The sequence below is a fragment of the Leifsonia sp. SIMBA_070 genome, assembly GCF_046534635.1.
Taxonomy (GTDB): domain Bacteria; phylum Actinomycetota; class Actinomycetes; order Actinomycetales; family Microbacteriaceae; genus Leifsonia.
In genome coordinates this window covers 2,322,034-2,344,534 of sequence record NZ_JAWRYK010000001.1, presented here as the reverse complement: position 1 = coordinate 2,344,534, position 22,501 = coordinate 2,322,034, and the positions used below count along the sequence as shown (strand labels likewise).

The 22,501-nt window shown below is 71.3% G+C and carries 20 protein-coding genes, 1 tRNA gene and 1 pseudogene; 13 read left to right on the top strand and 9 right to left on the bottom strand.

The window, feature by feature from the left end; translation table 11 throughout:
- Positions 1 to 206: 206 nt before the first annotated feature.
- A complete protein-coding gene (locus SB754_RS11015; protein WP_410782363.1) occupies positions 207 to 1,652 on the bottom strand; it encodes an MDR family MFS transporter in 1,446 nt (481 codons plus the stop codon).
- Between the two features lie 86 nt (positions 1,653 to 1,738).
- Here SB754_RS11015 and SB754_RS11010 point away from each other — a divergent pair, with 86 nt between their 5' ends.
- From SB754_RS11010 to SB754_RS10990, 5 genes are all read left to right on the top strand, one after another.
- Complete coding sequence (locus SB754_RS11010; protein WP_410782362.1) at positions 1,739 to 2,407, top strand: ArsR/SmtB family transcription factor; 669 nt, start codon at positions 1,739 to 1,741, stop codon at positions 2,405 to 2,407.
- Positions 2,404 to 3,705 carry an MFS transporter gene (locus SB754_RS11005; RefSeq protein WP_410782361.1) on the top strand — a complete coding sequence of 434 codons (1,302 nt, stop codon included), beginning with the start codon at positions 2,404 to 2,406 and terminating at the stop codon, positions 3,703 to 3,705. Before SB754_RS11010 ends, SB754_RS11005 begins: the two co-directional genes overlap by 4 nt.
- A 54-nt stretch (positions 3,706 to 3,759) precedes the next feature.
- Positions 3,760 to 4,329, top strand: coding sequence for a hypothetical protein (locus SB754_RS11000; RefSeq protein ID WP_410782360.1), 570 nt, complete (start codon positions 3,760 to 3,762; stop codon positions 4,327 to 4,329).
- Between the two features lie 156 nt (positions 4,330 to 4,485).
- On the top strand, positions 4,486 to 8,241 hold the full coding sequence (locus SB754_RS10995; protein ID WP_410782359.1) for an AAA family ATPase: 3,756 nt from the start codon (positions 4,486 to 4,488) through the stop codon (positions 8,239 to 8,241).
- Positions 8,242 to 8,260: 19 nt separating this feature from the next.
- The gene (locus SB754_RS10990) at positions 8,261 to 8,575 is read left to right on the top strand and encodes a hypothetical protein (RefSeq protein WP_410782358.1); all 315 of its coding nucleotides are present in this window, start codon (positions 8,261 to 8,263) and stop codon (positions 8,573 to 8,575) included.
- A gap of 342 nt (positions 8,576 to 8,917) precedes the next feature.
- Here the strand turns inward: SB754_RS10990 and mscL are convergent, their stop codons facing one another.
- Positions 8,918 to 9,355, bottom strand: coding sequence for a large-conductance mechanosensitive channel protein MscL (gene mscL / locus SB754_RS10985; RefSeq protein WP_410782357.1), 438 nt, complete (start codon positions 9,353 to 9,355; stop codon positions 8,918 to 8,920).
- Here mscL and SB754_RS10980 point away from each other — a divergent pair.
- Positions 9,348 to 9,563 (top strand): hypothetical protein, encoded by a 216-nt coding sequence (locus SB754_RS10980; protein WP_410783335.1) that lies wholly within the window; start codon positions 9,348 to 9,350, stop codon positions 9,561 to 9,563. The two genes, mscL and SB754_RS10980, sit on opposite strands and share 8 nt — an antisense overlap.
- A gap of 14 nt (positions 9,564 to 9,577) precedes the next feature.
- Here SB754_RS10980 and SB754_RS10975 read toward each other — a convergent pair.
- Positions 9,578 to 9,718, bottom strand: a pseudogene (locus tag SB754_RS10975) (FmdB family zinc ribbon protein); the annotation flags it as partial.
- Between the two features lie 15 nt (positions 9,719 to 9,733).
- Positions 9,734 to 10,318 (bottom strand): 5-formyltetrahydrofolate cyclo-ligase, encoded by a 585-nt coding sequence (locus SB754_RS10970; protein ID WP_410782356.1) that lies wholly within the window; start codon positions 10,316 to 10,318, stop codon positions 9,734 to 9,736.
- A 59-nt stretch (positions 10,319 to 10,377) separates the two neighbouring features.
- Between SB754_RS10970 and galU the strand changes: the two genes are divergently transcribed.
- The 4 genes from galU (at position 10,378) to SB754_RS10950 (ending at position 13,377) form a co-directional block, all read left to right on the top strand.
- The gene (galU, locus tag SB754_RS10965; protein WP_410782355.1) at positions 10,378 to 11,355 is read left to right on the top strand and encodes a UTP--glucose-1-phosphate uridylyltransferase GalU; all 978 of its coding nucleotides are present in this window, start codon (positions 10,378 to 10,380) and stop codon (positions 11,353 to 11,355) included.
- A 21-nt stretch (positions 11,356 to 11,376) separates the two neighbouring features.
- Positions 11,377 to 12,039 (top strand): GNAT family N-acetyltransferase, encoded by a 663-nt coding sequence (locus SB754_RS10960; protein WP_410782354.1) that lies wholly within the window; start codon positions 11,377 to 11,379, stop codon positions 12,037 to 12,039.
- 124 nt (positions 12,040 to 12,163) lie between these two features.
- On the top strand, positions 12,164 to 13,243 hold the full coding sequence (locus SB754_RS10955; RefSeq protein ID WP_410782353.1) for a hypothetical protein: 1,080 nt from the start codon (positions 12,164 to 12,166) through the stop codon (positions 13,241 to 13,243).
- 58 nt (positions 13,244 to 13,301) lie between these two features.
- A tRNA-Ala gene (locus SB754_RS10950) sits at positions 13,302 to 13,377 on the top strand.
- Between the two features lie 77 nt (positions 13,378 to 13,454).
- Here the strand turns inward: SB754_RS10950 and SB754_RS10945 are convergent.
- Positions 13,455 to 14,054 carry a LysE/ArgO family amino acid transporter gene (locus SB754_RS10945; protein WP_410782352.1) on the bottom strand — a complete coding sequence of 200 codons (600 nt, stop codon included), beginning with the start codon at positions 14,052 to 14,054 and terminating at the stop codon, positions 13,455 to 13,457.
- Positions 14,055 to 14,123: 69 nt separating this feature from the next.
- Here SB754_RS10945 and SB754_RS10940 point away from each other — a divergent pair, with 69 nt between their 5' ends.
- The gene (locus SB754_RS10940; RefSeq protein ID WP_410782351.1) at positions 14,124 to 15,086 is read left to right on the top strand and encodes a LysR family transcriptional regulator ArgP; all 963 of its coding nucleotides are present in this window, start codon (positions 14,124 to 14,126) and stop codon (positions 15,084 to 15,086) included.
- On the opposite strand, the gene SB754_RS10935 is transcribed toward SB754_RS10940, so the two are convergent.
- The gene (locus SB754_RS10935) at positions 15,025 to 17,898 is read right to left on the bottom strand and encodes an aminotransferase (RefSeq protein WP_410782350.1); all 2,874 of its coding nucleotides are present in this window, start codon (positions 17,896 to 17,898) and stop codon (positions 15,025 to 15,027) included. The genes SB754_RS10940 and SB754_RS10935 overlap by 62 nt on opposite strands.
- Positions 17,899 to 18,132: 234 nt before the next feature.
- On the opposite strand from SB754_RS10935, the gene SB754_RS10930 reads away from it, so the two are divergent.
- Complete coding sequence (locus SB754_RS10930; protein WP_410782349.1) at positions 18,133 to 18,552, top strand: DUF3054 domain-containing protein; 420 nt, start codon at positions 18,133 to 18,135, stop codon at positions 18,550 to 18,552.
- Positions 18,553 to 18,608: 56 nt separating this feature from the next.
- On the opposite strand, the gene SB754_RS10925 is transcribed toward SB754_RS10930, so the two are convergent.
- From SB754_RS10925 to SB754_RS10915, 3 genes are all read right to left on the bottom strand, one after another.
- Positions 18,609 to 19,721, bottom strand: a complete 1,113-nt coding sequence (locus tag SB754_RS10925) for a M24 family metallopeptidase (RefSeq protein ID WP_410782348.1) — start codon at positions 19,719 to 19,721, stop codon at positions 18,609 to 18,611.
- 61 nt (positions 19,722 to 19,782) lie between these two features.
- Entirely contained in the window at positions 19,783 to 20,949 is a 1,167-nt protein-coding gene (locus SB754_RS10920) for an acyl-CoA dehydrogenase family protein (RefSeq protein WP_410782347.1), read from the bottom strand.
- Positions 20,950 to 21,024: 75 nt separating this feature from the next.
- Positions 21,025 to 21,780 carry an SDR family NAD(P)-dependent oxidoreductase gene (locus SB754_RS10915; RefSeq protein ID WP_410782346.1) on the bottom strand — a complete coding sequence of 252 codons (756 nt, stop codon included), beginning with the start codon at positions 21,778 to 21,780 and terminating at the stop codon, positions 21,025 to 21,027.
- Positions 21,781 to 21,837: 57 nt separating this feature from the next.
- Between SB754_RS10915 and SB754_RS10910 the strand changes: the two genes are divergently transcribed.
- Entirely contained in the window at positions 21,838 to 22,482 is a 645-nt protein-coding gene (locus tag SB754_RS10910) for a TetR/AcrR family transcriptional regulator (RefSeq protein WP_410782345.1), read from the top strand.
- The last annotated feature ends 19 nt before the right edge of the window (positions 22,483 to 22,501 follow it).

Sequence of the window (22,501 nt, the reverse complement as noted above, 5' to 3'; positions counted from 1 at the left end):
GCGCGCCGCGTAACGGCATGTCGGGACCACTGGATGAAGCGGCGGCGTCGCTGCCGCGCCGACGGCGGCCTCCACTCGAAACTGCTGGTCCCGACACGCCGTTATGGCGCGTCGCGTAACGGCATGTCGGGACCAGCAGATGCATGCGCAGGGGGAGGCGCGGCAGGCGGCGATGGCGCACAGCCGGCGATGGGGAGGAGCGGCGCCTACTCCGCGGTCGCGGGGGCGCGGCCGAGCTCCACGTCTTCGACGCGGGAGCGCGGCATCGCGAGGCCGGCCACGATCGTCAGCACCGCCGCGATCGCCACCGCCACGAACACGGCCGTCGACGCCGTCTGGATGGTCGCGGGGGAGTGCGTCCCCTCCGGCGAGCCGGCGATGATCGCGTTGGCGATCGCGCCGAAGACGGCCACGCCGACCGCGCTGCCGATCGAGCGGGCGAACATGTTGCTGCCGGTGACGACGCCGCGCTCGTTCCACGGCACGCTGGACTGCGCGGCGATCAGCGTCGGAGTCGCGATCAAGCCCATCCCGAGGCCGACGACGAAGCAGCTGACCGCGACGAACAGGACGGACGGCGTCAGCGACGTCAGCGCGAGGGCGATGGCGCCGACGATCGCGATCGCGGTGCCGAGGAGCGCGGTGTTGCGGAAGCCGATCCGCAGGTAGAAGCGCCCGGACAGGCTGGCGGCGATCGGCCATCCCAGTGTGAGCGCGGCGACCGCCAGGCCGGAGACGATGGGCGCGACGCCGACGGTCCCCTCCAAATACGTGGGCACGTACGAGGTGAGGCCGATCAGGATGCCGCCCACGCCGAGCGAGATGAGGGTCGTCGTGACCAGCAGCCTCCGCGAGAACACCCAGAGCGGGAGGATCGGCTCGGCCGCCCGCTTCTCCACCAGCACGAAGGCGACCAGCAGGAGGCCGCCGAGCACGAACGCCCCGATGCTCCAGACCGAGTTCCAGGCCCACGCCTGACCACCCTCGAGAACGGCCAGGATCAGGAGGGTCATGCCGCCGGTGAGGAGGGCCGCCCCGGCGTAGTCGATGCGGTGCCGCTTGCGCTCGATGCTCTCGTGGAACGCGCGGATCAGCATCCACGCCGCCAGGATGCAGAGCGGCACGTTGACGAAGAAGATCCACCGCCACGACAGGAACTGCGAGAACACGCCGCCGAGCGTCGGACCGACGACGGACGAGATCGCCCACACGCTCGCCAGGTACCCCTGGGTCTTGGCGCGCTCGGCGACGGTGTAGATGTCGCCGGCGATCGTCATCGACATGGGCTGGATGGCCCCGGCGCCGAGACCCTGCAGGGCGCGGAAGGCGATCAGCGCGGGCATGCTCCACGCGAAGCCGCAGAGGATCGAGCCGAGCAGGAACAGCGCGATGCCGATCAGCACGATCGGCTTGCGGCCGACGGTGTCGGACAGCTTCGCGTACACGGGGACCGACACCGCCTGCGCGAGCAGGTAGACGGAGAACAGCCACGGGAACTGCGCGAACCCGCCCAGGTCCTGCACGATCGAGGGCACCGCCGTGGCGAGGATCGTCGAGTCGATCGCGACGAGGCCGGTCGTCAGCATGAGGGCGATCAGGATGGGACCGCGCTCCGACCGGAAGCCGACACTCGCATGGGTGGGTTCGTTCATACCCATCAACAACGTGGAGGCTGTGCGCGCATTCCCGGATCCGGAAGAACTTGACGTGAAAGAAGAGGAGCGCGACAATCTGAAACATGTCTTTCACATCGAGTCAGCCGGAGCGCCGCACGACGGTCACCGATCCGCGCGCGCTGCGGGCGCTGGCGCATCCGCTGCGCCTCGCGCTGCTCGACCACCTGATGTCGTTCGGTCCGCGCACCGCGAGCGAGTGCGCCGCGGTGATCGGCTCCACGGCCTCCAACTGCAGCTATCACCTGCGCGCGCTCGCCAAGGTCGGGCTGGTGGAGGCGGTGGAGGCTGAGGACGGCCGGGAGCGCCCATGGCGGTCGGCCGCGACCGGGCTGGTGTTCGGCCGCTCCGACGATCCGGAGTTCGAGATCGGGTCGCACACGGTCGAGCGGGCGCTCGCCGACCGGCAGGTCGACGACGAGGGCGCGCTCGTGCACCGGGCCATCGCCCAGCGCGACGAGCAGCCGGTGGAGTGGCGCGAGGCCAGCCTCCTGAACGGGTACGCGCTGAAGCTGACCCCGGCCGAGCTGCGCGAGCTGGGGGAGAAGCTGGATGCGCTCATCCGCCCGTACATCGCTCTGACGCGGGTGGACCCGCCGGCCGGAAGCGACGTGGTGGCGCTGCACCTGAACGCGTTCCGGCACCCGGACGCGCTGGCGGTGGAGCGGGCGGCCGCGACCGCCGCACCCGGCTCCGCGCCGACCCCCGCCTCCGACACCGAGGACGCATCGTGACCGCCACGCAGCCGCAGAAGAAGCGGAGCCCCTCCCCTCTTCTCCGCCGCGACTTCGCCCTCGTCTGGACGGCCGGGCTTGTCTCGGACACCGGCGACTGGCTGCTGATGATCGCGCTGCCGCTGTTCGCCCTGTCGGCGACCGGCTCGGCGCTCGGCGCCTCCACCGTGTTCCTCGTGGAGCTCGTCCCCATGCTGCTGCTCGGCAGCTTTCTCGGGGTGCTCGTCGACCGCTGGGACCACCGCCGCACGATCGTCATCGTCGCGCTGCTGCAGGGCGTCCTCTTGCTTCCGCTGCTGGCGGCGAGCGCGGACACCATGGGCATCGTCTACGCGGTCGCCGCAGTGGAGGCCGTGCTCGGCGCGATCATCAACCCCGCTCGGCAGGCGATGATCCCGCAGCTGGTGGGCGCCGACCAGCTCGCGCGAGGCAACGCCCTCCTCGCGGTCAGCGACAGCCTGGCGCGCTTGATCGGCTCGCCGCTCGGCGGTCTGTCGTTCGCGCTGTGGGGGCTGCCGGGCGTGGTGATCGCGGATGCGGCCTCCTACCTGATCACCGCGGCTCTCGTCGCGATCAGCCGGCCGCATCCACTCGCCCCTGCCGAGGAGGCCGACGACGCCGACGCCGCCGCCGACGCCGAGGCCGCCGCCGACGCCGAGCAGCCGGCCGTCGTCGTGGAGCGCCGCCTCCTGCACGAGTGGGGGGAGGGGCTGGCGCTGATCGTCCGTTCCGGCACGCTGCGCACGCTGGCGGTGATCGCCGGGCTCGGCGGTGTCGCGCAGGGCCTGTTCCTGGTGCTGTTCCTCGTCTACGTCACGCAGAATCTCGGCGCGGGCGACACGGGAGCCGGGGTGATCCGCGGCGTGCAGGCGATCGGGGGTGTGCTCGGCGGGCTGGTGACCGGGCTTTTGGCCCGCAGACTCGGGCCGCGGTCGCTGATCGGCGGCGGCTACCTCGTGTTCGGGATGCTGTCGCTGCTCACCTGGAACCTCGCGCCGTACACGACCGCCCTCTGGGTCTACGCGGGCCTGTTCATCGCGATGGGCCTTCCCGGGGTGACGACGGCGACCGGCGAGATCACGCTCGTCCAGACCGCGGTGCCCGCCCGCGCCCTCGGCCGGGTGATCGCCGCGATGACGACCCTCGACGGCGCCGCCCAGGCAGTCGGGCTGCTGGTCGGCGGCCTGCTGGCGGACTCCACCGACATCGTCCCGATCCTCGATTTCCAGGCGTCGCTCTACCTGCTCTGCGGCGTCATCGGAATCGCTGCGCTGCGGGGCACGAAGCACCTTCCATAACGACCGGCCGGGACGCTATGGTGGCGCCACGCCGGTCGTTCGGAGGTGGTGGGCATGTCGTTCCGATCTCCCCTGGTGCGGCGCACCCTCGCCGCGTCGGCCGTCACGGTGGCGGCGCTCGCCGGGCTCACCGCCTGCGACCTGCTGGCGCCGCAGGACACCCTCCACATCGAGGAGGCCAGCGTCGGCGCCAGCGCCACGGTCGGCCAGGTCTACGTCGGCAACGCGGTGCTGGTCAGCGGGAGCGGCGACACGGCCAACCTGGTCGTCACCCTGGTGAACCAGGGGAACGACACGCAGCAGGTGACCGTTCAGCCCAGCGGCGGACAGCAGTTCGAGGTGTCGCTGCAGCCGCGGCAGACCAGGCAGTTCGGGGATCCGCCGTCGGAGAAGACGCTGGTGACCGGGCTCGGGACGAAGCCAGGAGGCTTGAGCACGGTCACGGTGACCAGCGGCGGCAACTCGGTCGGGCTGCAGGTGCCGGTGGTCACCGGGGCTCTTCCGCCCTACGGGACGCTGACGCCGTCGCCGGAGTCGACGTCATTGCCGTCGTCGTCGTCCACGACGGGCGACATGGTCCCGGCAACGCCCTCACCGACTCCATCACCGACGCCCTCGCGCTGAGCTCTCCCACTGAGGGCGGCCGCTGAGCACGCGCCGGACCCGCGCGGACCCGCGCGGCTGCACAGAAGGCTCGCGCCGACGCATCCCGACGTGATATTGGCGCGAAACCCCCGCGATTTCCCGAGGATTCCGCGGAAGTGAACGTAGGGTGTCGGTGTGTGGCGACTGGACAGGAAGACCGACGATGACGACGCGACGTCGGACATCGCAGACGACGACGCCCTGAACCCGCGCACGACGACCTCCCCGCACGCCCTCAGTCTCGGCGACCCGGCGCTGGTCGCCGGCAACATCGCCGAGCCGGTCTGGCGGCGCTGGCGGGAGGAAATCGCGGCGATCGGCGGCGACTCGCCGCTGCTCCACTTCGAGGACAGCCCGCGGACGCGGATCGAGCTCAGCACGACGCATCCGGGCGGTCTTCCCCAGTTCATCACCGGCCAGAGCACCCTCCTGTCGAGCCTCATCCGCGACGAGCTTGCGCTGCGTACAGCACGCGCGGCCGCGAACGCGATCACGCAGAAGGGCATCGAGCTGCGTTCCGTGCGCGGCATCGAGTCGGTGCACCTGGCGATCGGCCTCGCCCAGTGGCGGCACGGCGCCGAGGAGTATTTCGCGCCGATCCTGCTGCGTCCGCTCGCCATCCGCCGTTATGGCCGCGACTTCGAGCTGAAGCTCAAAGGGCAGACGTTCCTGAACCCGGAGCTCGCCCGCGCGCTGAACGAGCAGTTCCAGATCACGCTCGACGCCGACGCGTTCGTGGCGCTCGCCGTGTCCAACGGCGTGTTCAAGCCGCAGCCGGTGATCGACCGGCTGCGCGGCCTGACCTCGCACCTGCCGTGGTTCAACGTGCAGCCGCGCCTGGTCGCCTCCTCCTTCGCCGACGTCGCCCCCGCCCTCAGCGAGGAGGCCCGCGACCTCGACACCGTGCTGCTGGATGCGCTGGCCGGCAACCCGACCGCGCGCACCACGGTCGAGGGCGCCTTCAATCCGGTGGAGCCCATCCGGCAGGACGAGCGCCCGCCCGCGACCGACACCCTCCTGCTCGACGCCGACGAGGCGCAGGAGAACGTGGTCGCGCAGATCGCGGCCGGCAACTCCCTCGTCGTGAAGACGCTGCCCGGAACCGGCGGCACGCAGACCATCGTCAACGCGATCGGCGCGCTCGTCGCGCAGCACAAGCGCGTGCTCGTCGTCAGCCCGCGTCGCTCCAGCCTCGACGACATCGCCCAGCGGCTGAGCAAGGCCGGGCTGCCCGGGCTCGCCGTCACCCCGCGCACCCTCCGCCGCGACCTCGTGCAGTCCATCGCGCGCAACGAGAAGGCCACGCAGCCGAAGGTGACCGACGTCGACGAGGCGCTGGTCCGGCTGCGCAAGGTGCTCGTCGACTACCGGGCCGCGCTGACGCGACGCGACTCCATCCTCCGGGTGTCGGTGCTGGATGCGCTGCGCGAGCTGTCGCGCCTGTCGCTGCTGCCGTCGCCGCCGTCGACCACCGCGCGGCTCGGCCGGCACGCCATCGAGGCGCTCGCCCGCGACCGCGCCTCCTCCGCCGACGCGCTGATCCGCGCCGCCCGGCTGGGCGAGTTCCGCTACGGACCGAACGATTCGCCCTGGTACGGCGCCTCCTTCAACACGACGGAGGAGGGCAAGGCCGCCCACGAGCTCGCCAAGAAGCTGAACCGCGCCGAGCTGCCGCGACTGATCGACCGCGCGCAGGCGCTGATCGGGCAGACCCGGATGCGGCCGTTCGCCTCCATCGCCGAACTCGGTGTGTACCTGCGGCTGCTGCTCGACATCCGCGAGACGCTCGACAAGTTCACGCCGTCGGTGTTCGACCGGTCGCTCACCGAGCTGATCGCGGCCACCGCCTCCCGTCGCGAGTCGCCCTCCATGTCGAGCGCCAACCGCCGTCGCCTGCGCAAGCATGCGCTCGAGTACGTCCGGCCGGGCGTGCACGTCACCGACCTCAACGAGAGCCTGCGGCGCATCCAGCAGCAGCGCATCCTCTGGAACCGGTTCGCCGTGGCCGGTGTTGTGCCGGAGGTGCCGGTCGGCATCGCGGACGTGCAGGTCGCCTACCAGCGCGTCGCAGAAGACCTCGCCCGCCTCGACATCCCGCTGCGCCGCACCGGGACGCCGCAGTCGCTCGCCGCGCTTCCGGTGGAGGAGCTGACCCGCCAGATCGCCGGGCTCGCCGCCGAGTCGGAGGTGCTGTCCAATCTGCAGGAGCGCACGGCGCTGCTGACGCAGCTGCGCGATCTCGAACTCGACCCGCTGATCTCGGACCTCTCCATCCGCCACGTGCCCGAGAGCCAGGTCAGCGCCGAGCTGGAGCTCGCCTGGTGGCAGTCGGTGCTGGAGTCGCTGCTCGCCTCCGACCGCGCCCTGCTCAGCGCGAACACCGGCGTGCTCGACCGCCTGGAGGCCGACTTCCGGCTCGTGGACGAGGCCCACGCCTCCGCCACCGGCAAGCAGCTCGCGTGGATGCTCGCCGAGACGTGGAAGATCGGCATCGTCGACTGGCCGGACGAGGCGGCGGCGCTGAAGCGCCTCCTGAAGACCAGCGTCCCGACCGCGACCTCCCTCACCGAGACCGCGCCGCACCTGGCCCGCCCGCTCGCGCCGGTGTGGCTGGTGTCGCCGTACGAGATCCCGTCGATCGGCCGCGAGCTCAGCTTCGACGCGGTGCTTCTCGTGGACGCGGGCGCCTCCAGCCTCGCCGAGAACGTGGCCGTCATCCGCCGCGCCCGCCAGGTCGTCGCGTTCGGCGACCCCGTGACGCAGACGCCGTCGCGGTTCGACATCGGCGTGCACGAGTACGGCACGACGGTCGAGAACGCCGACGTGGATGCGCTGCACGCGGACTCGGCGCTCAGCCGCCTCTCCGAGCTGCTGCCGGTCTACACGCTCAGCCGCAGCTACCGCGCCGGCGGCGAGGACCTCGCCGAGCTCGTCAACCGTCGCTTCTACGGCGGGATGATCGACTCCCTCCCGTGGGCCGGGACTTACCTCGGCCACGGCAGCCTGGCGCTGCACTACGTGACCGGCGGCCAGGGCATGCCGGACAGTGACACGGGAGCGGTCGAGTCGACGGACGCCGAGGTCGCCAAGGTGGTCGAGCTGGTGCTCGCGCACGCCACAGAGCGGCCCCGCGAATCCCTCATGGTCATCACCGCGAGCGAGCGGCACGCCGTCCGGGTCAACCAGGCCGTGCTCGCCGCGTTCGCCAAGCGGACCGAGCTGGCCGACTTCATCCTGGGCGACCGCGCAGAGCCGTTCACGGTGGTCACCCTCGACCAGTCGGTCGGGCAGAGCCGCGACCGCGTCATCTTCTCCATCGGCTACGGCCGCACGCCGCACGGCCGACTGCTCTCCAACTTCGGCGCGCTCGCGGAGCCGGGGGGCGACCGACTCCTCGCCGTCGGGATGACGCGCGGACGCCGCGGGATGGACATCGTCTCCTGCTTCAAGCCGGACGACATCGACGAGACCCGGATGCGCCACGGCATCGCCGCGCTGGCGCAGGTGCTGGGGGAGGCCGACCAGATCCAGACGGCGGCCCCCGAATACCTGAGCCCCGACGCGGACCCGATGGTGCTCGACCTCGCCAAGCGCCTCGCCCGACGGGGGCTGGAGGTGCACCTCGGCTACCGCGGGAAGCTGACGCTGGTCGCCTCGCACGAAGGCCGGGCCGTGGTGGTCGAGACCGACCAGGACGTGTCGAAGGGCAGCCTCCGCGAGTCGCTGCGCCTGCGCCCCGACGTGCTCCGCCGCCTCGGGTGGCACTACCTTCGGGTGCACAGCTTCGAGCTGTTCGCCGACCCGGACGCGGTCGCCGGCCGCATCTCCCAGCTGATCGGCAAGCGCGAGCCCGACGCCGAGACGGCGCCGATCACGCTCCCGCAGCTCTAGCCCGGCTTAAACTGGGGGCATGAGCGACACCCCCGGGAAGCGGCGCCACCGCCGCGCGCAGCGCCCCGGCGCGCCCGGAACGGACCCGGCGCCGCGCCTCCCCTCCGGTGCTGCGCCCGCGCCTGCTGCGCCTGCGTCTGCCGCACCCGCTCCTGGCACCGGTCACGTCGCTCCGGGCACCGGTCCCGCCGCTCCTGGCACCGGTCCCGACTCCGGTCCACGCCCCGACTCCGCTCCACGCCCCGAATCCGTTGCGCGCCCCGACTCCGACAACGCCCCGTCTTGGTCCTCCAACGACGACCGCCTCCGCCAAGACGTCCCGCCCCACTGGTAACCCGCCCCTCCCATTCCCGCCGAGTGGTGACTAAATGTCGCAACTCGCGCCGAATAGCAGCAACGACTCACCACTCGACCTCCAAGGAGGGCAGGAGGTCCGGAGGTCCGGAGGTCCGGAGGTCGGGGAGGGTGGGCCGGCGAGCGGGAGGAGTTCGGGCCGTAGCCATCGTCCGCGAGCGGGACTCACCCTCCCACTTCCGCCGAGTGGTGGGTAGATGTCGCTACTCGCGACGGATAGGCGCAACGACTCACGAGTCGATGTCGGAGCGGAGCGGAGCGGAGCCGGGCGGGCGGGCGCGGAGGAGCGGAGGCGGGCGGGCGCGGAGGGGGCGGAGCGGGACTAGGGGAGAGGGTCGGCGTGCTTGCCGGAGGGCTGCGGTGGAGACTGCTGCGCCTGGAGGAGGTCGCGGATCTCGGTGAGGAGGTCGAGTTCGGTGACGGGAGCGTCGGGTTCGACGACACCCTTCTTGCGCAGGCGGTCCATCCGGTTCTTCAGGTGATTGATCGGGTACACGAAGACGAAGTAGACGACGACCGCGATGATCAGGAAGTTGAGGATGGAGGCGAGCACGGCTCCGAACTTGATGTGCGCCGCGCCGATCGGCAGCTCCAGTGCATTCTCCAGCCCCTGCGTCTGGGCGAACGCGCCGATCACCGGGTTGATCAGGTTTGTCACGATGGACGACACCACGGCCGTGAACGCCGCGCCGATGACGACGGCGACCGCCAGGTCGATCACGTTTCCGCGGAGGATGAACTCCCTGAAGCCTTTGAGCATTGAGCGATCCCTCTCTTACGCGGCGGAGCCGGAGGACGGAGTGGAGGACGAGGACGATGAACCCGACTTCGAGCCGGAATCCGACGAGGACGACGAAGACGACGAGCCGGATCCCGAAGAAGAGGAAGACGAAGACGACGACGAACCGGACGACGACGCCCCCGCCCCCGCCCCGCTCTTCGCCCCGCCGCGGGAGTCCGTCCGGTAGAACCCGGACCCGTTGAACGTCACGCCGACCGCTCCGAACACCTTGCGGAGGGAGCCGCCGCAGTTCGGGCACACCGTGAGGGCGTCGTCGGTGAAGGCCTGCTGGATGTCGAAGGCGTGGCCGCAGTCACGGCACGAGTAGGAGTAGGTGGGCATTCTTCTTCCGCTGCGTCAGGTGAACTGGGCGATCCGGGTGGGGGTGACCGCGCCATCCACCGGTTGGTCGTGGCGTTCGCGGGGAACCTCGTCCACGAGTTCGCCGTCGAACAGGACGGCGTACACCGGGGGACATTTTTCCATGCTCCCGAGCGTCTTGTCGAAGTAGCCGCGGCCCCAGCCCATCCGCATCCCGGTCGCGTCGACCGCTGCGGCGGGCACCAGGATGAGGTCGACGTCGTTGATCGCGATCGGTCCGAGCAGCTCGCCGACCGGCTCGGGGAGGCCGTACAGCCCCTCCGTCTCGGTCTCACCGTCGCCGGTCGTCCAGTCGAGGAGGCCGTCCTCCCGCGAGATGGGCAGCAGCACCCGGAGGCCCTGCGCGTGCGCCCAGTTGAGGAACGGCCGGGTGTCCGGCTCGATCGGCGTCGACAGGTAGGCGGAGACGGAGCGGACCGAGAGGTCCGTCGCGAGGTCGACGAGGTTGCGGGTGATGCCGGCTGTCGCGGCCTGGCGCTCGGTCGTGGTGAGGTTCTGCCGGCGCTCGCGCAGCTCCGCCCGCAGGGCGCGCTTGCGATGTGCGGCAGTGTCCGAGTCCATACGGCAATCCTAAGAGATGCCATCCTGTGCGCCGCGGAAATGCGGATACTGTAGGCGGCATGGCAAATCACGACCGCGTTACGAAAGCAGTGATCCCCGCAGCCGGACTCGGCACCCGCTTCCTCCCGGCGACGAAGGCGATGCCCAAGGAGATGCTGCCCGTCGTCGACAAGCCCGCCATCCAGTACGTCGTCGAGGAGGCCGTGGATGCCGGCCTGCACGACGTGCTGATGATCACCGGCCGCAACAAGAACGCCCTCGAGAACCACTTCGACCGCAACGCCGAGCTGGAGGAGACCCTCACCAAGAAGGGCGACACCGACCGCCTCGAGAAGGTCAACTACTCGACCGCCCTCGCCGACATGCACTACGTGCGCCAGGGCGACCCGAAGGGTCTCGGCCACGCCGTCCTGCGTGCGAAGATGCACGTCGGCCGCGAGCCGTTCGCCGTGCTCCTCGGCGACGACATCATCGACGCGCGCGACGACCTCCTGAAGCGGATGCTGAAGGTCCAGGCCGAGCGGAACGCCACAGTGGTCGCCCTGCTCGAGGTCGACCCCGACTCCATCCACCTGTACGGCGCCGCCGCCGTCGAAGAGACCGATGAGGACGACGTGGTCCGCATCACGGGCCTCGTGGAGAAGCCGGACAAGGAGCACGCGCCCTCCAACTACGCCATCATCGGCCGCTACATCCTGCGCCCGGAGGTCTTCGACGTCCTGGAGCGCACCGAGCCGGGCCGCGGCGGCGAGATCCAGCTGACGGACGCTCTGCAGTCGATGGCCGAGGCTCCGTCGTGGACCGGCGGCGTGTACGGCGTCGTCTTCCGTGGACGCCGCTACGACACCGGCGACCGCCTCGACTACATCAAGGCCATCATCCAGCTCGCCGTCGACCGCGAAGACCTGGGCCCGGGCCTGCGTCCGTGGTTGCGCGACTTCGCGTCCGGCCTGGAGGACGAGCCGGTGGAGATCGTCGAGGAGATGCCGGCCGACCCGACCGGCCCCATCCAGACGCTCTCCGCGCGGGACCGCTGACGGCCGGCTGAAGGAGGAGTCTTGGCGATCGTGGTCCCCACCCTCACCGAGGGCCGCGTAAGCTTGCGCCCCATCCGGCTGCGCGATGCGCGCGGCCTGGAGCGCTCGCTGCTCGACAACCGCGGATGGCTGCGGCAGTGGGAGGCGACGAGCCCGTACTCGCCGGGGTCGTTCGACACCCGGGCGAGCATCCGCTCGCTGCTCGGCAATGCGCGGGCGGGCCACGGCCTCCCCTTCATCGTGGAGTGGGACGGCCAGCTCGCCGGCCAGCTGAACGTCTCGTCGATCGCGTACGGATCCCTCTCGAGCGCCACGATCGGCTACTGGATCGCCGAGGAGTTCGCCGGGCGCAACATCACGCCGACCGCGGTCGCCCTGGCGACGGACTACTGCTTCTACCAGCTGGGCCTCCACCGGATGGAGATCTGCATCCGGCCTGAGAACGCGCCGAGCCTGCGCGTGGTGGAGAAGCTCGGGTTCCGCTACGAGGGACTGCGCCGCCGCTACATCCACATCAATGGGGACTGGCGCGACCACTTCTGCTTCGGCCTGGTGACGGAGGAGCTGACCCAGGGTGTGCTGCGCCGCTGGCTCGACGGGAACGTACCGGCGGATGCCGCGATCATCCCGGCGGAGGATCGTGCGGCCGCGGCCATCCCGCTGCCGGTGGCGCGGCATCGGTGAGTCGCATCGCCGTCGCCCGGCGTCGCTGAGTCGCTCCGGCGCATCCCCTGAAAGAACTCTGGATCGCGTGACACACCCTCGCGCCTGACCGGGCCGGGACCGCCACCGCCCCTACCGTAGAGGCATGAACGGGGATGTGATGGGCGGTGGGGTCGTCGTCGCCATAGCGGCCGCCCTCTGGCTGGCCTATCTTGTCCCGGTGTGGCTGCGGCGCCGCGAGTACCTGGCGACCGAGCGGAACGCCGTGCGACTGCAGCAGACGCTGCGCATCCTCGCCGAGACGAGCGAGCTCCCTGACGAGGTCCGGATGGAGGCGACGGCGCGCACGGTCGCGGAGCAGCAGCGCATCCTGCGCCGGGCCGAGCAGAAGACCCTGGCGGAGGCCCGCGCGGAAGCCGCAGCGCATGCCCGCCGCGAGCAGGCCATCGCGGAGGAGCGCCGCCGCGCGGCCGAGGAGGCCGAGCGTGCGGCCGCCGAGGCGATCGCGGTCGAGCGCGCCGCGCGGGCGGCTGCGGCCCAGCGGGCTCGCGCCCTCTCGACCGCCGCGGCGACGGTTCCTCTTTCTGCCCAGCGTCGGCGCCGGGTGCGTCGCACGCGGGCGCTGTCGACCCTGGTCCTCGTCGCCGGGCTGGCCGGCTTCGTCGGCGGGCTCGTCGTGATGTTCGAGACGGGCGCGTGGCTGCTCGCCGGAGCCTCCGCGGGTGCCGTGGCGCTCGCCGGCTGGATGCTCGCGCGGCTGGCGCGTCCGCAGGGCGCGTCCGTCGCCGCCCAGCCGATCGTGCGCACCTCGCCGATCGCCCCCGAGCTGTACGACGACGCGCAGCACGACCTCCCGGTGCAGGAGCGGCTGCGGCAGAGCTGGACGCCGCGTCCGCTGCCGAAGCCGCTGCATCTCTCGCCCGGAACCGTCGCCGCTGCGGCGATGGCGTCGGTGGATGCCGCCGCCGAGCTGCGTCGAGCCGCCGCACGTGCGGAGTTCGAGCGGAAGGCCGCGGAGGTGGCGCCGGTGGAGGCCGTGCCCGCTCCGGTGCCGCTGCGTCCGGTCGCGGTGGCTGCTGTCGCGGAAGCCGGCGCAGCGTCGGTCGCGCCGGTCTCGTCCGTCGCGGTTCCGAGCCGCTACGCGAGCATGGGTGTGCTCGACGATGTGGACACCGGCAGCATGGATCTGGATGCGGTCCTGCGCCGCCGCCGGGCCGCCAGCTGAGCGCCCCTCGATTTCGACTCGACCTGCTCGGAGTGCTATTGTTTCTAAGCAGTTCCCCGGGGCTATGGCGCAGTTGGTAGCGCGCTTCGTTCGCATCGAAGAGGTCAGGAGTTCGAATCTCCTTAGCTCCACCACCACCAGAAGGGCCGCCCCGCGGGGCGGCCCTTCTGCATGTCTGGAGGGTGAGTCGGAGCCGCGCGGCTCGCCCGCCTCACACCACCAGCAGCACCGCGAGCACGACCATGAGCACCGCGATGCCGCCGTCGAGGATGCGCCAGGCGACCGGCTTCGCGAACACGGGTGCGGCGAAGCGCGCGCCGAATCCCAGCAGCCCGAACCAGAGCAGGCTGGCCGCGGCGGCGCCCGCGCCGAACACCCAGCGGCCGGGGTCGCCGTGCGAGGCGGACAGCGAGCCGAGCAGGAGCACCGTGTCGAGGTACACGTGCGGGTTCAGCCAGGTGATCGCCAGGCACGTCCCGATGGCAGCGGCGAGCGAGCCGGCGACCGCTCCGGAGGCCGTCAGCGACTCCGGCTTGAGGGCGCGTCGGGCGGCGAACACCGCGTACCCCACGAGGAAGGCGAACCCCGCCCAGCGGACGATCTGCAGGGCCACAGGGGCGTTCTTCACCAGCACGCCGATCCCGGCGACGCCCGCCGCGATGAGCACGGCGTCGCTCAGCACGCAGATCACGACCACCGGGAGCACGTGCTGGCGACGCAATCCCTGCCGCAGGACGAATGCGTTCTGCGCGCCGATGGCGATGATGAGGGAGGCGGCCGAGCCGAGACCGGTGAAGAACGTTGCGAGCACGGTACGACGCTACGGGTCATGTAATCGTAAGTACAGCTCAGGTTCGTTACCGTACATTAGGATCGCTTCATGGCTGACATCGAGCAGTTGCGCACTCTCGCCGCGGTCGTCGACGACGGGACGTTCGAGGCCGCCGCGGCCGCCCTCCATGTCACACCGTCGGCCGTCAGTCAGCGCATCAAGGCGCTCGAGGAGCGGAGCGGCCGCGTCCTGGTGCGCCGCAGCCGCCCGGTCGAGGTGACGGAGGCGGGGAGTGTCCTGCTGCGCCTCGCGCGCCAGCTCGTGATGCTGGAGTCGGAGGCGGACTCCGCGCTGGCCGGCGACGAAGCGGTCGACGCGCCGGCCATCCCGCTCGTCGTGAACGCCGACTCCCTCGCCACCTGGGTGCTGCCCGCTCTCGCCCGCCTGGAGCACATCGCCTTCGAACTCGTCCTCGACGATCAGGAGCACACCCTGGACCGGCTGCGCGACGGCACCGCTATGGCCGCGATCGGATCGGATCCGGAGCCCGTGCAGGGCTGCACCGCGCATCCACTCGGTTCGATGCTCTACCGGGCGATGGCGAGCCCGGCGTTCGCGGACCGCTGGTGCCCGCGCGGCTGGACGCCGGAGGCCGCTGCTGCCGCGCCGATGCTGGTGTTCGACCGCAAGGACGCGCTCCAGCACCGGTACCTCGCGGCCTTCGCGCCGGGCGCGCGGCCGCCGCAGCACTTCATCCCGGCCTCCACCCAGTTCGTGGAGGCCGCCCTCCTCGGCCTCGGCTGGGGGATGCTGCCCGACCTGCAGGCGGAGGAGCTGGTGGCGGCCGGTGAACTCGTCGTCCTCGACGAGCGGCGGGTGGAGGAGGTGCCGCTGTACTGGCACCAGTGGTCGCTGCGCTCGGCGACGCTCGACGCCGTGGCGGGGGCGATCGCCGAGGAGGCGGGGCGCGTCCTCCGCCCCACCGTGCTGCGTCCTACAGTGCGCCGTCCTACAGGGTCGCGAGCACCAGATCGAGCGCATCCACGAAGCGGTCGGCGCTCTCCCGCGTGATGCAGAGCGGCGGCTTGATCTTGAGCACGTTCTTGTAGTCGCCAGTCGGTTGGACGATGCAGCCCTCGGCGAGCATGCGGTCGCAGACCTGGCTCGCCTCCGCGGTCGCCGGGGCCAGCGTCTCGCGGTCGAGGACCAGCTCCATGCCGAGGTAGAGGCCCATGCCGTGCACCGCGCCGACGAGCGGGTGCCGAGCGCCGAGGGCGCGCAGGCGTGCGGCGAGGTGGTCGCCGACGATCGCTGCGTTCTGCTGCAGCCCTTCGTCGCGCATCACGTCGAGTACGGTCAGGCCGACCACGGCCGAGACCGGGCTGCCACCGGCGGACGAGAAGAAACTGCCCTCTGCGGCGAACGATTCGGCGATCTCGCGCCGGGTGATCACCGCGCCGAGCGGCTGGCCGTTGCCCATGGCCTTCGCGATCGTGATGACGTCCGGCACCACGCCCTGCTGCTCGGAGCCCCAGAAGTAGTGCCCCAGGCGGCCGTAGCCGACCTGCACCTCATCGGCGATGCAGACGCCGCCGCGCGCGCGGATCCGCTCGTACACGCCGGCCAGGTAGCCGTCCGGCAGCATCAGCCCGCCCGCGTTGCCGAAGACGGGCTCGGCGATGTACCCGGCCACCGGGACACCGGCGGCGTCGAGGTCGGCCAGGTCGGCATCCAGGTCGGCCAGGTACGCCGCACCCGAGTCGGGCCCGGTGTGCGTGCCGCGCAGGGAGTTGGGAGCGGCGACGAGCTTCACCCAGTCGGGCCGGGTCTCCAGCGCGCGCGGGTTGTCGCCGAGGGAGGAGGAGACGGCGTCGGAGGCCATCGTCCAGCCGTGGTACGCCTCGGTGACGGCGAGGATGGTGCGGCGATCCGTGTGGATCTGTGCCAGTCGCAGCGCGAGGTCGACCGCTTCGCTGCCGCTGTTCACCAGGAAGACGGTGTCGAGTCCCTCCGGTGCGATCTCGGCGAGGCGCTCCGTGAAGCGCGACAGCTCGTCGTAGTGGAAGCGGGAATTCGTGTTGAGGCGCGCCCACTGGTCGCGCACGGCCTCCACGATCCGCGGGTGGCCGTGGCCGATCTGCGTCACGTTGTTGACCATGTCGAGGTAGGTCTGCGCGCGCGTGTCGACGAGGTGGTGCCGCCAGCCGCGCTCGATGAGCGGTGGATGCGCGAAGTAGTGCTCCTGCACGGGAGCGAAGGTGGCATCCCGGCGCGCCAGCGACTCCGCGGCGTCGGGCGTGTCGACGGTCAGGTCGGCGCCGAACAGTTCGGACGGGTCGGGGGAGATCGCTTCCCACTCGGAGAACGGGAGCGTCGGCGTGACGAAGGCGGGTGGCCGGTGGCCCGGGAGGGTGCTGAGCTGCACCGTGAGCCGGATCGCCCGTCCGATCGGCTCGCCGGCCGTCACGCCGGCCGCGGTCAGCGGCCGGGTCAGACCGTCGAGCCACAGATCGACGCCGTCGCCGCGCAGCAGCCAGGAGCCGCCGGCCAGCGAGAGCTCGCCGGCGAACGGCGCGGTCACCTCCACGCCGCTGGGCGCCTCGAGGGTCACGGCGAGGGCGATGGTGGGGTCGGGCAGGGAGCGGTCGGTGCGGGCGCGCGTCAGGCGCGCCTCCCCGTACCGGGTGACGGCGTGGCCGTGCTCGCGGCAGATGCGTGCCAGGATGGCGTTCTCGACGCCGCCGCGGAGCCACGCGCCTGAGTCGAGGTCGCGCGCGTTCACGGAGAGATCGGCGAGGTGGGCGGGCGTCGTATCGAGCGCGACGAGGCGGCCCGGGGCGGTAGGCGGACGCAGCGGAGAGCTCGCGAGACGGGAGCGGATCAGCGTCTCCACCTCGGTCGCCTCCAGCCGCCTGGCGACATCGAAGGCGACCCACTCGTGGGCGCGGTTCTCGTCGGCGTACGCGTTGTCGGCCTCCAGCGCCACCTGCTGCTCGCCGCTGACGACCAGCACGGCGCCGCGCAGGACCACCAGCGGCCACAGCGCGGCGAGGTCGGCGTCGTCGAGCGGCGCTTCGGCATGGAAGGCCTCCACCACGTCGAGCACCGCGAGCGGCTCGTCCGGAACGTGGTGCAGCGCGCTCGTCACCGTCGCTGCCAGCTCGGCGACCAGCCAGCCGTCCGAGACGTCGCCGAAGTCGATGACGCCGGGGCCGTCATCGCCCAGGACGATGTTGTCGTCGGTCACGTCGCCGTGCACCGCCTGCACGCGGAGGCGGTCGCGCAGCGGCTGGAGGCGCGCGAGTGCCGCGTCGGCGGCCTCCCGAACCACCTGACGCTTGGCGGGCTGACCGACGTGCTCCAGCAGGAGGTCGACGACCTCCCCGCTGATCCGCGCATCCCACTGGGTGGTGCGGTCGAGGCCGGGGTGGCGGAGGTCGGACAGGCCGGCCGCCACCTTCCCGGCGAGCGCCCCCAGCGTGCGCAGCTGCTCCCGGGTGGGACGCGCGACGTCGGTGAGCGGATCGCCGTCGAGATAGCGGAGGACGCGCGCGAGCAGGGTCACCCCGCGGAGGTCGACCTCGACCAATTCTGCGCCGTCGAGCGTCGGGACCACCTCGGGGATGCGGATGCCGACGGTCGCGAGGGCGGCGAGCGCCGCGTTCTGGGCACGCAGCTCGTCGGCGGAGAAGACGGGGTTCGCCAGCTTCAGGACGAAGCGCTCGACGCCGGTGTCGATGCGGAAGTTGCGGTCCTGGTTGCTGCCCAGCTCGGTGATCCGGCCGTCGAGGCCGAAATGCTCCGCCGCGATGGCGACGGCATCGTCGCTCGTGACCTCCGGGCGGGGAAGCGCGGGCTGGGTGAGGAAGTCGAAGTTCGGCAACGGGGCTCCAGGACTGGCGAGGGTATGGCGGCGATGTGGGGCCAGTCTATGAGCCGATTTCGACGTGGTGTCGAGCGGTCGGCGGCTTCGTGGACAACCTGCCGCTTGTGGAGAATCGGCGTGGGCTGGTCGCTGCGATGGCCGCCGGAAATGCACGAGCCGATCGCATAACAGCCAGTATCAACACGGGTTGCGCCCAGCCAATGCTCGGGGGACCCCGCGTAACCTGATGGGGTGTTGAAGCCCTGGAGGACCGCCGTCGTCGCCTTCGTCGTAGACGTGGCGTTCGTGGTCGTCTTCGTGCTCGTGGGCCGTCGCAGTCACGGCGAGGCGAACAGCGCAGTGGGCGTCTTCGACACGCTCTGGCCGTTCCTCGTCGGGCTGATCGTCGGCTGGCTGGTCACCTGGGCGTGGCATCGTCCGCTCGCGATCGTGTGGCCCGGGATCCCTGTGTGGCTGATGACGGTCGCAGTGGGGATGCTGATCCGCACCTCCGCCGGGCAGGGCGTGGAGCCGTCGTTCATCGCGGTCGCCGCGGTCGTGCTCGGGGTGTTCCTCGTCGGCTGGCGGCTCATCACGCTGCCGTTCGCGCGCCGCCGGTCGGCGCGCATCGCCCGTCAGGACGGGCAAGCGCAGGCGCACGCCCAGGCGTAGCCGGTCGTCGCAGCCGGCCGCAGGTCGCCGTCGTCGGTCTCAGCTCGTAGCCGGTCTCAGCCGACCAGGTGGAGGTCGTGGCTCGAGTTGTTGAGCCGGTGGGCGCCGTCCTCCGCTGCGACGACGACGTCCTCGATGCGGACGCCGAACCTCCCGGGCAGGTAGATTCCGGGCTCGACCGAGAAGCACATCCCGGCCTCGATGGGCCGCTCCTCGCCCTCCACCATGTACGGCGGCTCGTGCGTCGTGACGCCGATGCCGTGTCCGACCCGGTGGATGAAGAACTCGCCGTACCCGGCATCCGCGATCACGGCGCGTGCCGCCCGGTCGACCTCCTGACAGGCGATTCCGACCGCGACGGCCTCGAATGCCGCCTGCTGCGCTCGCCGGACCACGTCGAAGACCTCGTGCTCCTCGTCGGTCGGCTCGCCCACGTGCACCGTGCGCGTGGTGTCGGACCCATAGCCGTCGAGAAGTCCGCCGAAGTCGAGGACGATCATGTCGCCGTCGGCGATCACGCGGGAGCCGGGCTCGTGGTGCGGGTCGGCCCCGTTCGGACCGGCCGCGACGATGGTGAAGTCGACCTGGTCGTGTCCGTGCTCGCGCAGGAGGCGGTCGAGGTCGGCGGCCACCTGCAGTTCGGTCCGGCCGGCGAACGGCAGCCTGAGCACGTCGTCGAACGTCGCGTCGGCTGCGGCGCCGGCGGCGGCGAGCCGGTCGACCTCGTCCGGGGTCTTGACGGCCCGCAGCAGGGGGAGTGCGTGCGAGATGGCCTCGAATCGTGCCCGGGGCAGCTTCTGCTGCAGGCCGAGCAGGTGCATCGCCCATGTCGCGTCGGAGATGGCGTACCGCCCGTCCGGTCGCAGCATTCCTGCGGCGGGGACGTACTCGTCGTCGCCGTCCGCCCAGTCGATCAGGCGGAGGGCGCCCGCTGCTCGGGTCTCCGCCGCCCCGCCGTGCTCCAGCGCCGGGACCAGCATCGTCGGCTCTCCGTCGGCCGGGATCACCAGCAGCGTGATGCGCTCCGTCGTCGCGACGGGCAGGTAGTCGGCGAAGTACGCGAGGTCGGGGCCGGGCGCGACGACGAGGCCGTCGAAGCCCGCCGCGGCCGCCTGCCGTGCGCCGCGGTCCAGTCGCTCGGCGAAGTGCCGCGCGGTGATCTCCTGCATCGTCGCTCCCTCTTCTCTTACTCGACCCGCTGCGCGGCCTGCTCGATCGCGCGCCTGCGTCCTACTCCTCGATCGGCCCCAGCCATGCGCTCGCGACCGTGCTGTGCGCCGACTCGTCGTCGGATGGATGGAACATGCCCGCCAGCACATCCCGGTACAACCGGCCGAGCTCGTTCCCGGCGAAGAAGGTCGACCCACCCGAGACGCGGATGGCCTGGTCGACGACGCGACGCGCCGTCTCGGTGGCCCGGACCTTCAGACCCACCAGCTTCGGGAACCACAGTCGCCCGTGGTCGGCGAGCGAGTCGACGTCCGTGGCGAGCGCGTCGAGCTGCGGCAGCAGGGCATCCTGGTCGATCGCCGCGTCGGCCACACGCCAGCGGATGTCCGGATCGTTCGCGTAGGTGCGTCCCTCGTTCTTGAGGCTGGTGCGCCGGTGGGCCGAGGCCACCGCCAGCTCGAGCGCTCGGGCGCCGAGGCCGGTGTAGACGGCCGCGAGCAGGATCTCGAAGTTCGCGAAGATGGCGAAGACGAGCGGGTCCGGGTTCGGGCCGGGGTCGAGGCGCCGCACGATCCGGTCGGCGGGAGAGCGCGCGCCGTCGAGGACGGTGGTGTTGCTCTGCGTCGCGCGCATCCCGAGCGTGTCCCAGTCTTCGCGGATCTCGAAGCCGCCTCCGGTGCGCTCGATGAACCCGTAGACGATCTTGGGAGCATCCGGGCTGGTGCTGTCGAGTCCCATCGTGCCGAGCCTCGTCCAGGCGGGGGAGAGGGAGGTGAAGATCTTGCGGCCGTGGAAGCGGTACGAGCCGTCCGGCTCGGGCCGCGCCTCCGTCGTGGAGCCGAACAGCACCAGGTCGTTGCCGGCCTCGCTCAGCCCGAACGCGAAGACCTCGCTGGCCCCGGCCTCCCGGAGCACGAACTCCAGCGAATCGTCGCCGCGGTCGCGCAGCGTCTTGGCGATTCCCGTCCAGACCAGGTGCATGTTGACGGCCAGAGCCGTCGCCGGTGCCGCTCCCGCCAGCCGCGCTTGCAGCCGCGCCGTCTGTTGGAGGCTCAAGCCCAGACCGCCGAACTCGGTGGGCACGAGGGCGCGGAGGTAGCCGGCGTCGGCCAGCTCGGCGAAGTCTTCTGTGAAGAAACGGTTCTCGCGGTCGTAGCCGTCTGCGCGCTGCCGGATGCGTTCCAGCAGCTCGTCGGAGAGGGGTTCGGGGGTGTCGTGCTCGGTCACGCTCCTCACATTAGGGGAGCGTGACCGGGCGCGGCAGGCGTCTCGCGGATCTGTGGAGAACTGGTCGGCTGTGGACTACTGAGCGGTGTATCCGCCGTCGACGAGGTGGTAACTGCCGGTGATGAAGCTGGCGGCGTCGGAGGCGAGGAATGCGACCAGCGAGGCCACCTCCTCCGGCTCGCCGAGGCGGCCGAGAGCGTGCTTGCCCTCCAGGAACGACAGGACGTCGGCATCCATGTTCGCGGCGACCAGCGGAGTGCGGATGAAGCCGGGACCGACGGCGACCACGCGCACGTTCTGGCCGGCGTACTCCAGCGCGGCGTTCTGGGTGAGGCCGAGGAGCGCGTGCTTGGCCGTCACGTAGGCCGACGAGTTCGCGAAGCCGACGCTGCCCAGGATGGACGCCATGTTCACGATCGCGCCGCCGCCGTTCGCGGCGATGGCGTCGAGCTGCGGCTGCATCCCGTAGAAGACGGCGTTGAGGTTCACCTCGATCACCTTCCGCCAGGAGTCGAGCGGGTATTCGCCGACGGGCGCGGCGGCGCCTCCGATGCCGGCGTTGTTGACGGCGATGCGCAGCGGGGCGAGGTCGTTCGCCGCTGCGACGCTGGCCACGGCGAAGTCCGGGTCGGTCACGTCGCCGGCGAGCGCCGCGGCACGGCCTCCCGCTGCTTCGATCTCGGCGACGACCTTCTGCGCGTTCTCCTCGTTCAGGTCCGTGACGAGGACGGAGGCGCCACTCGCCGCGAGGGTCAGGGCGATGGCGCGGCCGATGCCCGAGCCGCCTCCGGTCACGATCGCGGACCGGTCGGCGACGTCGTACTGAGCCATGAAAATCTCCTTTCGTTATCCGACACATGTCGGATAACTCCATTGTACGATCGTCCGGTGGATGCCCGCCAGCAGAAGACCCTCGCCCGCCTGAGCGCCGCCGTGCTCGACCTCGCGACGCGCGGACCGGTCACCGAGGTGACGGTCTCGGCGCTCGCCGCAGCCGCCGGCGTCCACCGGTCGACCGTGTACGAGTACGCGCCGTCGCCGGCCGGACTCCTGGAGCGCGTCCTCCGCAGCGAGCTCGACGCCCTCCGCGCGCAGTACCTGGTCGACGTGGAACCGGCCGACGCGGCAGCGGCCGTCATCGACGTCACCCGGGCGGTGCTGCGGCACGTCGACGAGCACGACACCATCTACCGCCGGGGGCTCGGGCCCGAAAGCGGGGAGGCCAGCCTCCACCCGATGCTCAGCGCGCACTTCCAGGGATCGGTCGAGCTGCTGCTGGAGCAGCACAGCCTCGCCGTGCCCGCGAGCGACGACACCGACCGCCACGCCATCGCCCGGTACCTCGCCGACGGCACGATCGGTGCGATCGATGTCTGGCTCACGCGTCCGCGGCCACGCGACGTGGATGCGTTCCTCGCGCTCGTCGGACGGCTCACGCCCGCCTGGTGGCCCGGCGCCCCGGTGGAGGGCGCGGAGGTGGAGGGTGCGGCGACGGAGGGTGCGGCGGCGGAGGGCGCTGAGGCGGCCGGCTGAGCCGTTTTCGTGCGCCTAG

What these genes read in the sequence shown, in the direction of transcription:
- SB754_RS10915 (WP_410782346.1), bottom strand. Translation starts at nt 21,780, where the DNA reads ATGGCTCAGTACGACGTCGCCGACCGGTCCGCGATCGTGACCGGAGGC.
- SB754_RS11000 (WP_410782360.1), top strand. Translation starts at nt 3,760, where the DNA reads ATGTCGTTCCGATCTCCCCTGGTGCGGCGCACCCTCGCCGCGTCGGCC.
- SB754_RS10940 (WP_410782351.1), top strand. Translation starts at nt 14,124, where the DNA reads ATGGCTGACATCGAGCAGTTGCGCACTCTCGCCGCGGTCGTCGACGAC.
- SB754_RS11010 (WP_410782362.1), top strand. Translation starts at nt 1,739, where the DNA reads ATGTCTTTCACATCGAGTCAGCCGGAGCGCCGCACGACGGTCACCGAT.
- SB754_RS11015 (WP_410782363.1), bottom strand. Translation starts at nt 1,652, where the DNA reads ATGAACGAACCCACCCATGCGAGTGTCGGCTTCCGGTCGGAGCGCGGT.
- SB754_RS10990 (WP_410782358.1), top strand. Translation starts at nt 8,261, where the DNA reads ATGAGCGACACCCCCGGGAAGCGGCGCCACCGCCGCGCGCAGCGCCCC.
- SB754_RS10970 (WP_410782356.1), bottom strand. Translation starts at nt 10,318, where the DNA reads ATGGACTCGGACACTGCCGCACATCGCAAGCGCGCCCTGCGGGCGGAG.
- SB754_RS10925 (WP_410782348.1), bottom strand. Translation starts at nt 19,721, where the DNA reads ATGCAGGAGATCACCGCGCGGCACTTCGCCGAGCGACTGGACCGCGGC.
- SB754_RS10955 (WP_410782353.1), top strand. Translation starts at nt 12,164, where the DNA reads ATGAACGGGGATGTGATGGGCGGTGGGGTCGTCGTCGCCATAGCGGCC.
- mscL (WP_410782357.1), bottom strand. Translation starts at nt 9,355, where the DNA reads ATGCTCAAAGGCTTCAGGGAGTTCATCCTCCGCGGAAACGTGATCGAC.
- galU (WP_410782355.1), top strand. Translation starts at nt 10,378, where the DNA reads ATGGCAAATCACGACCGCGTTACGAAAGCAGTGATCCCCGCAGCCGGA.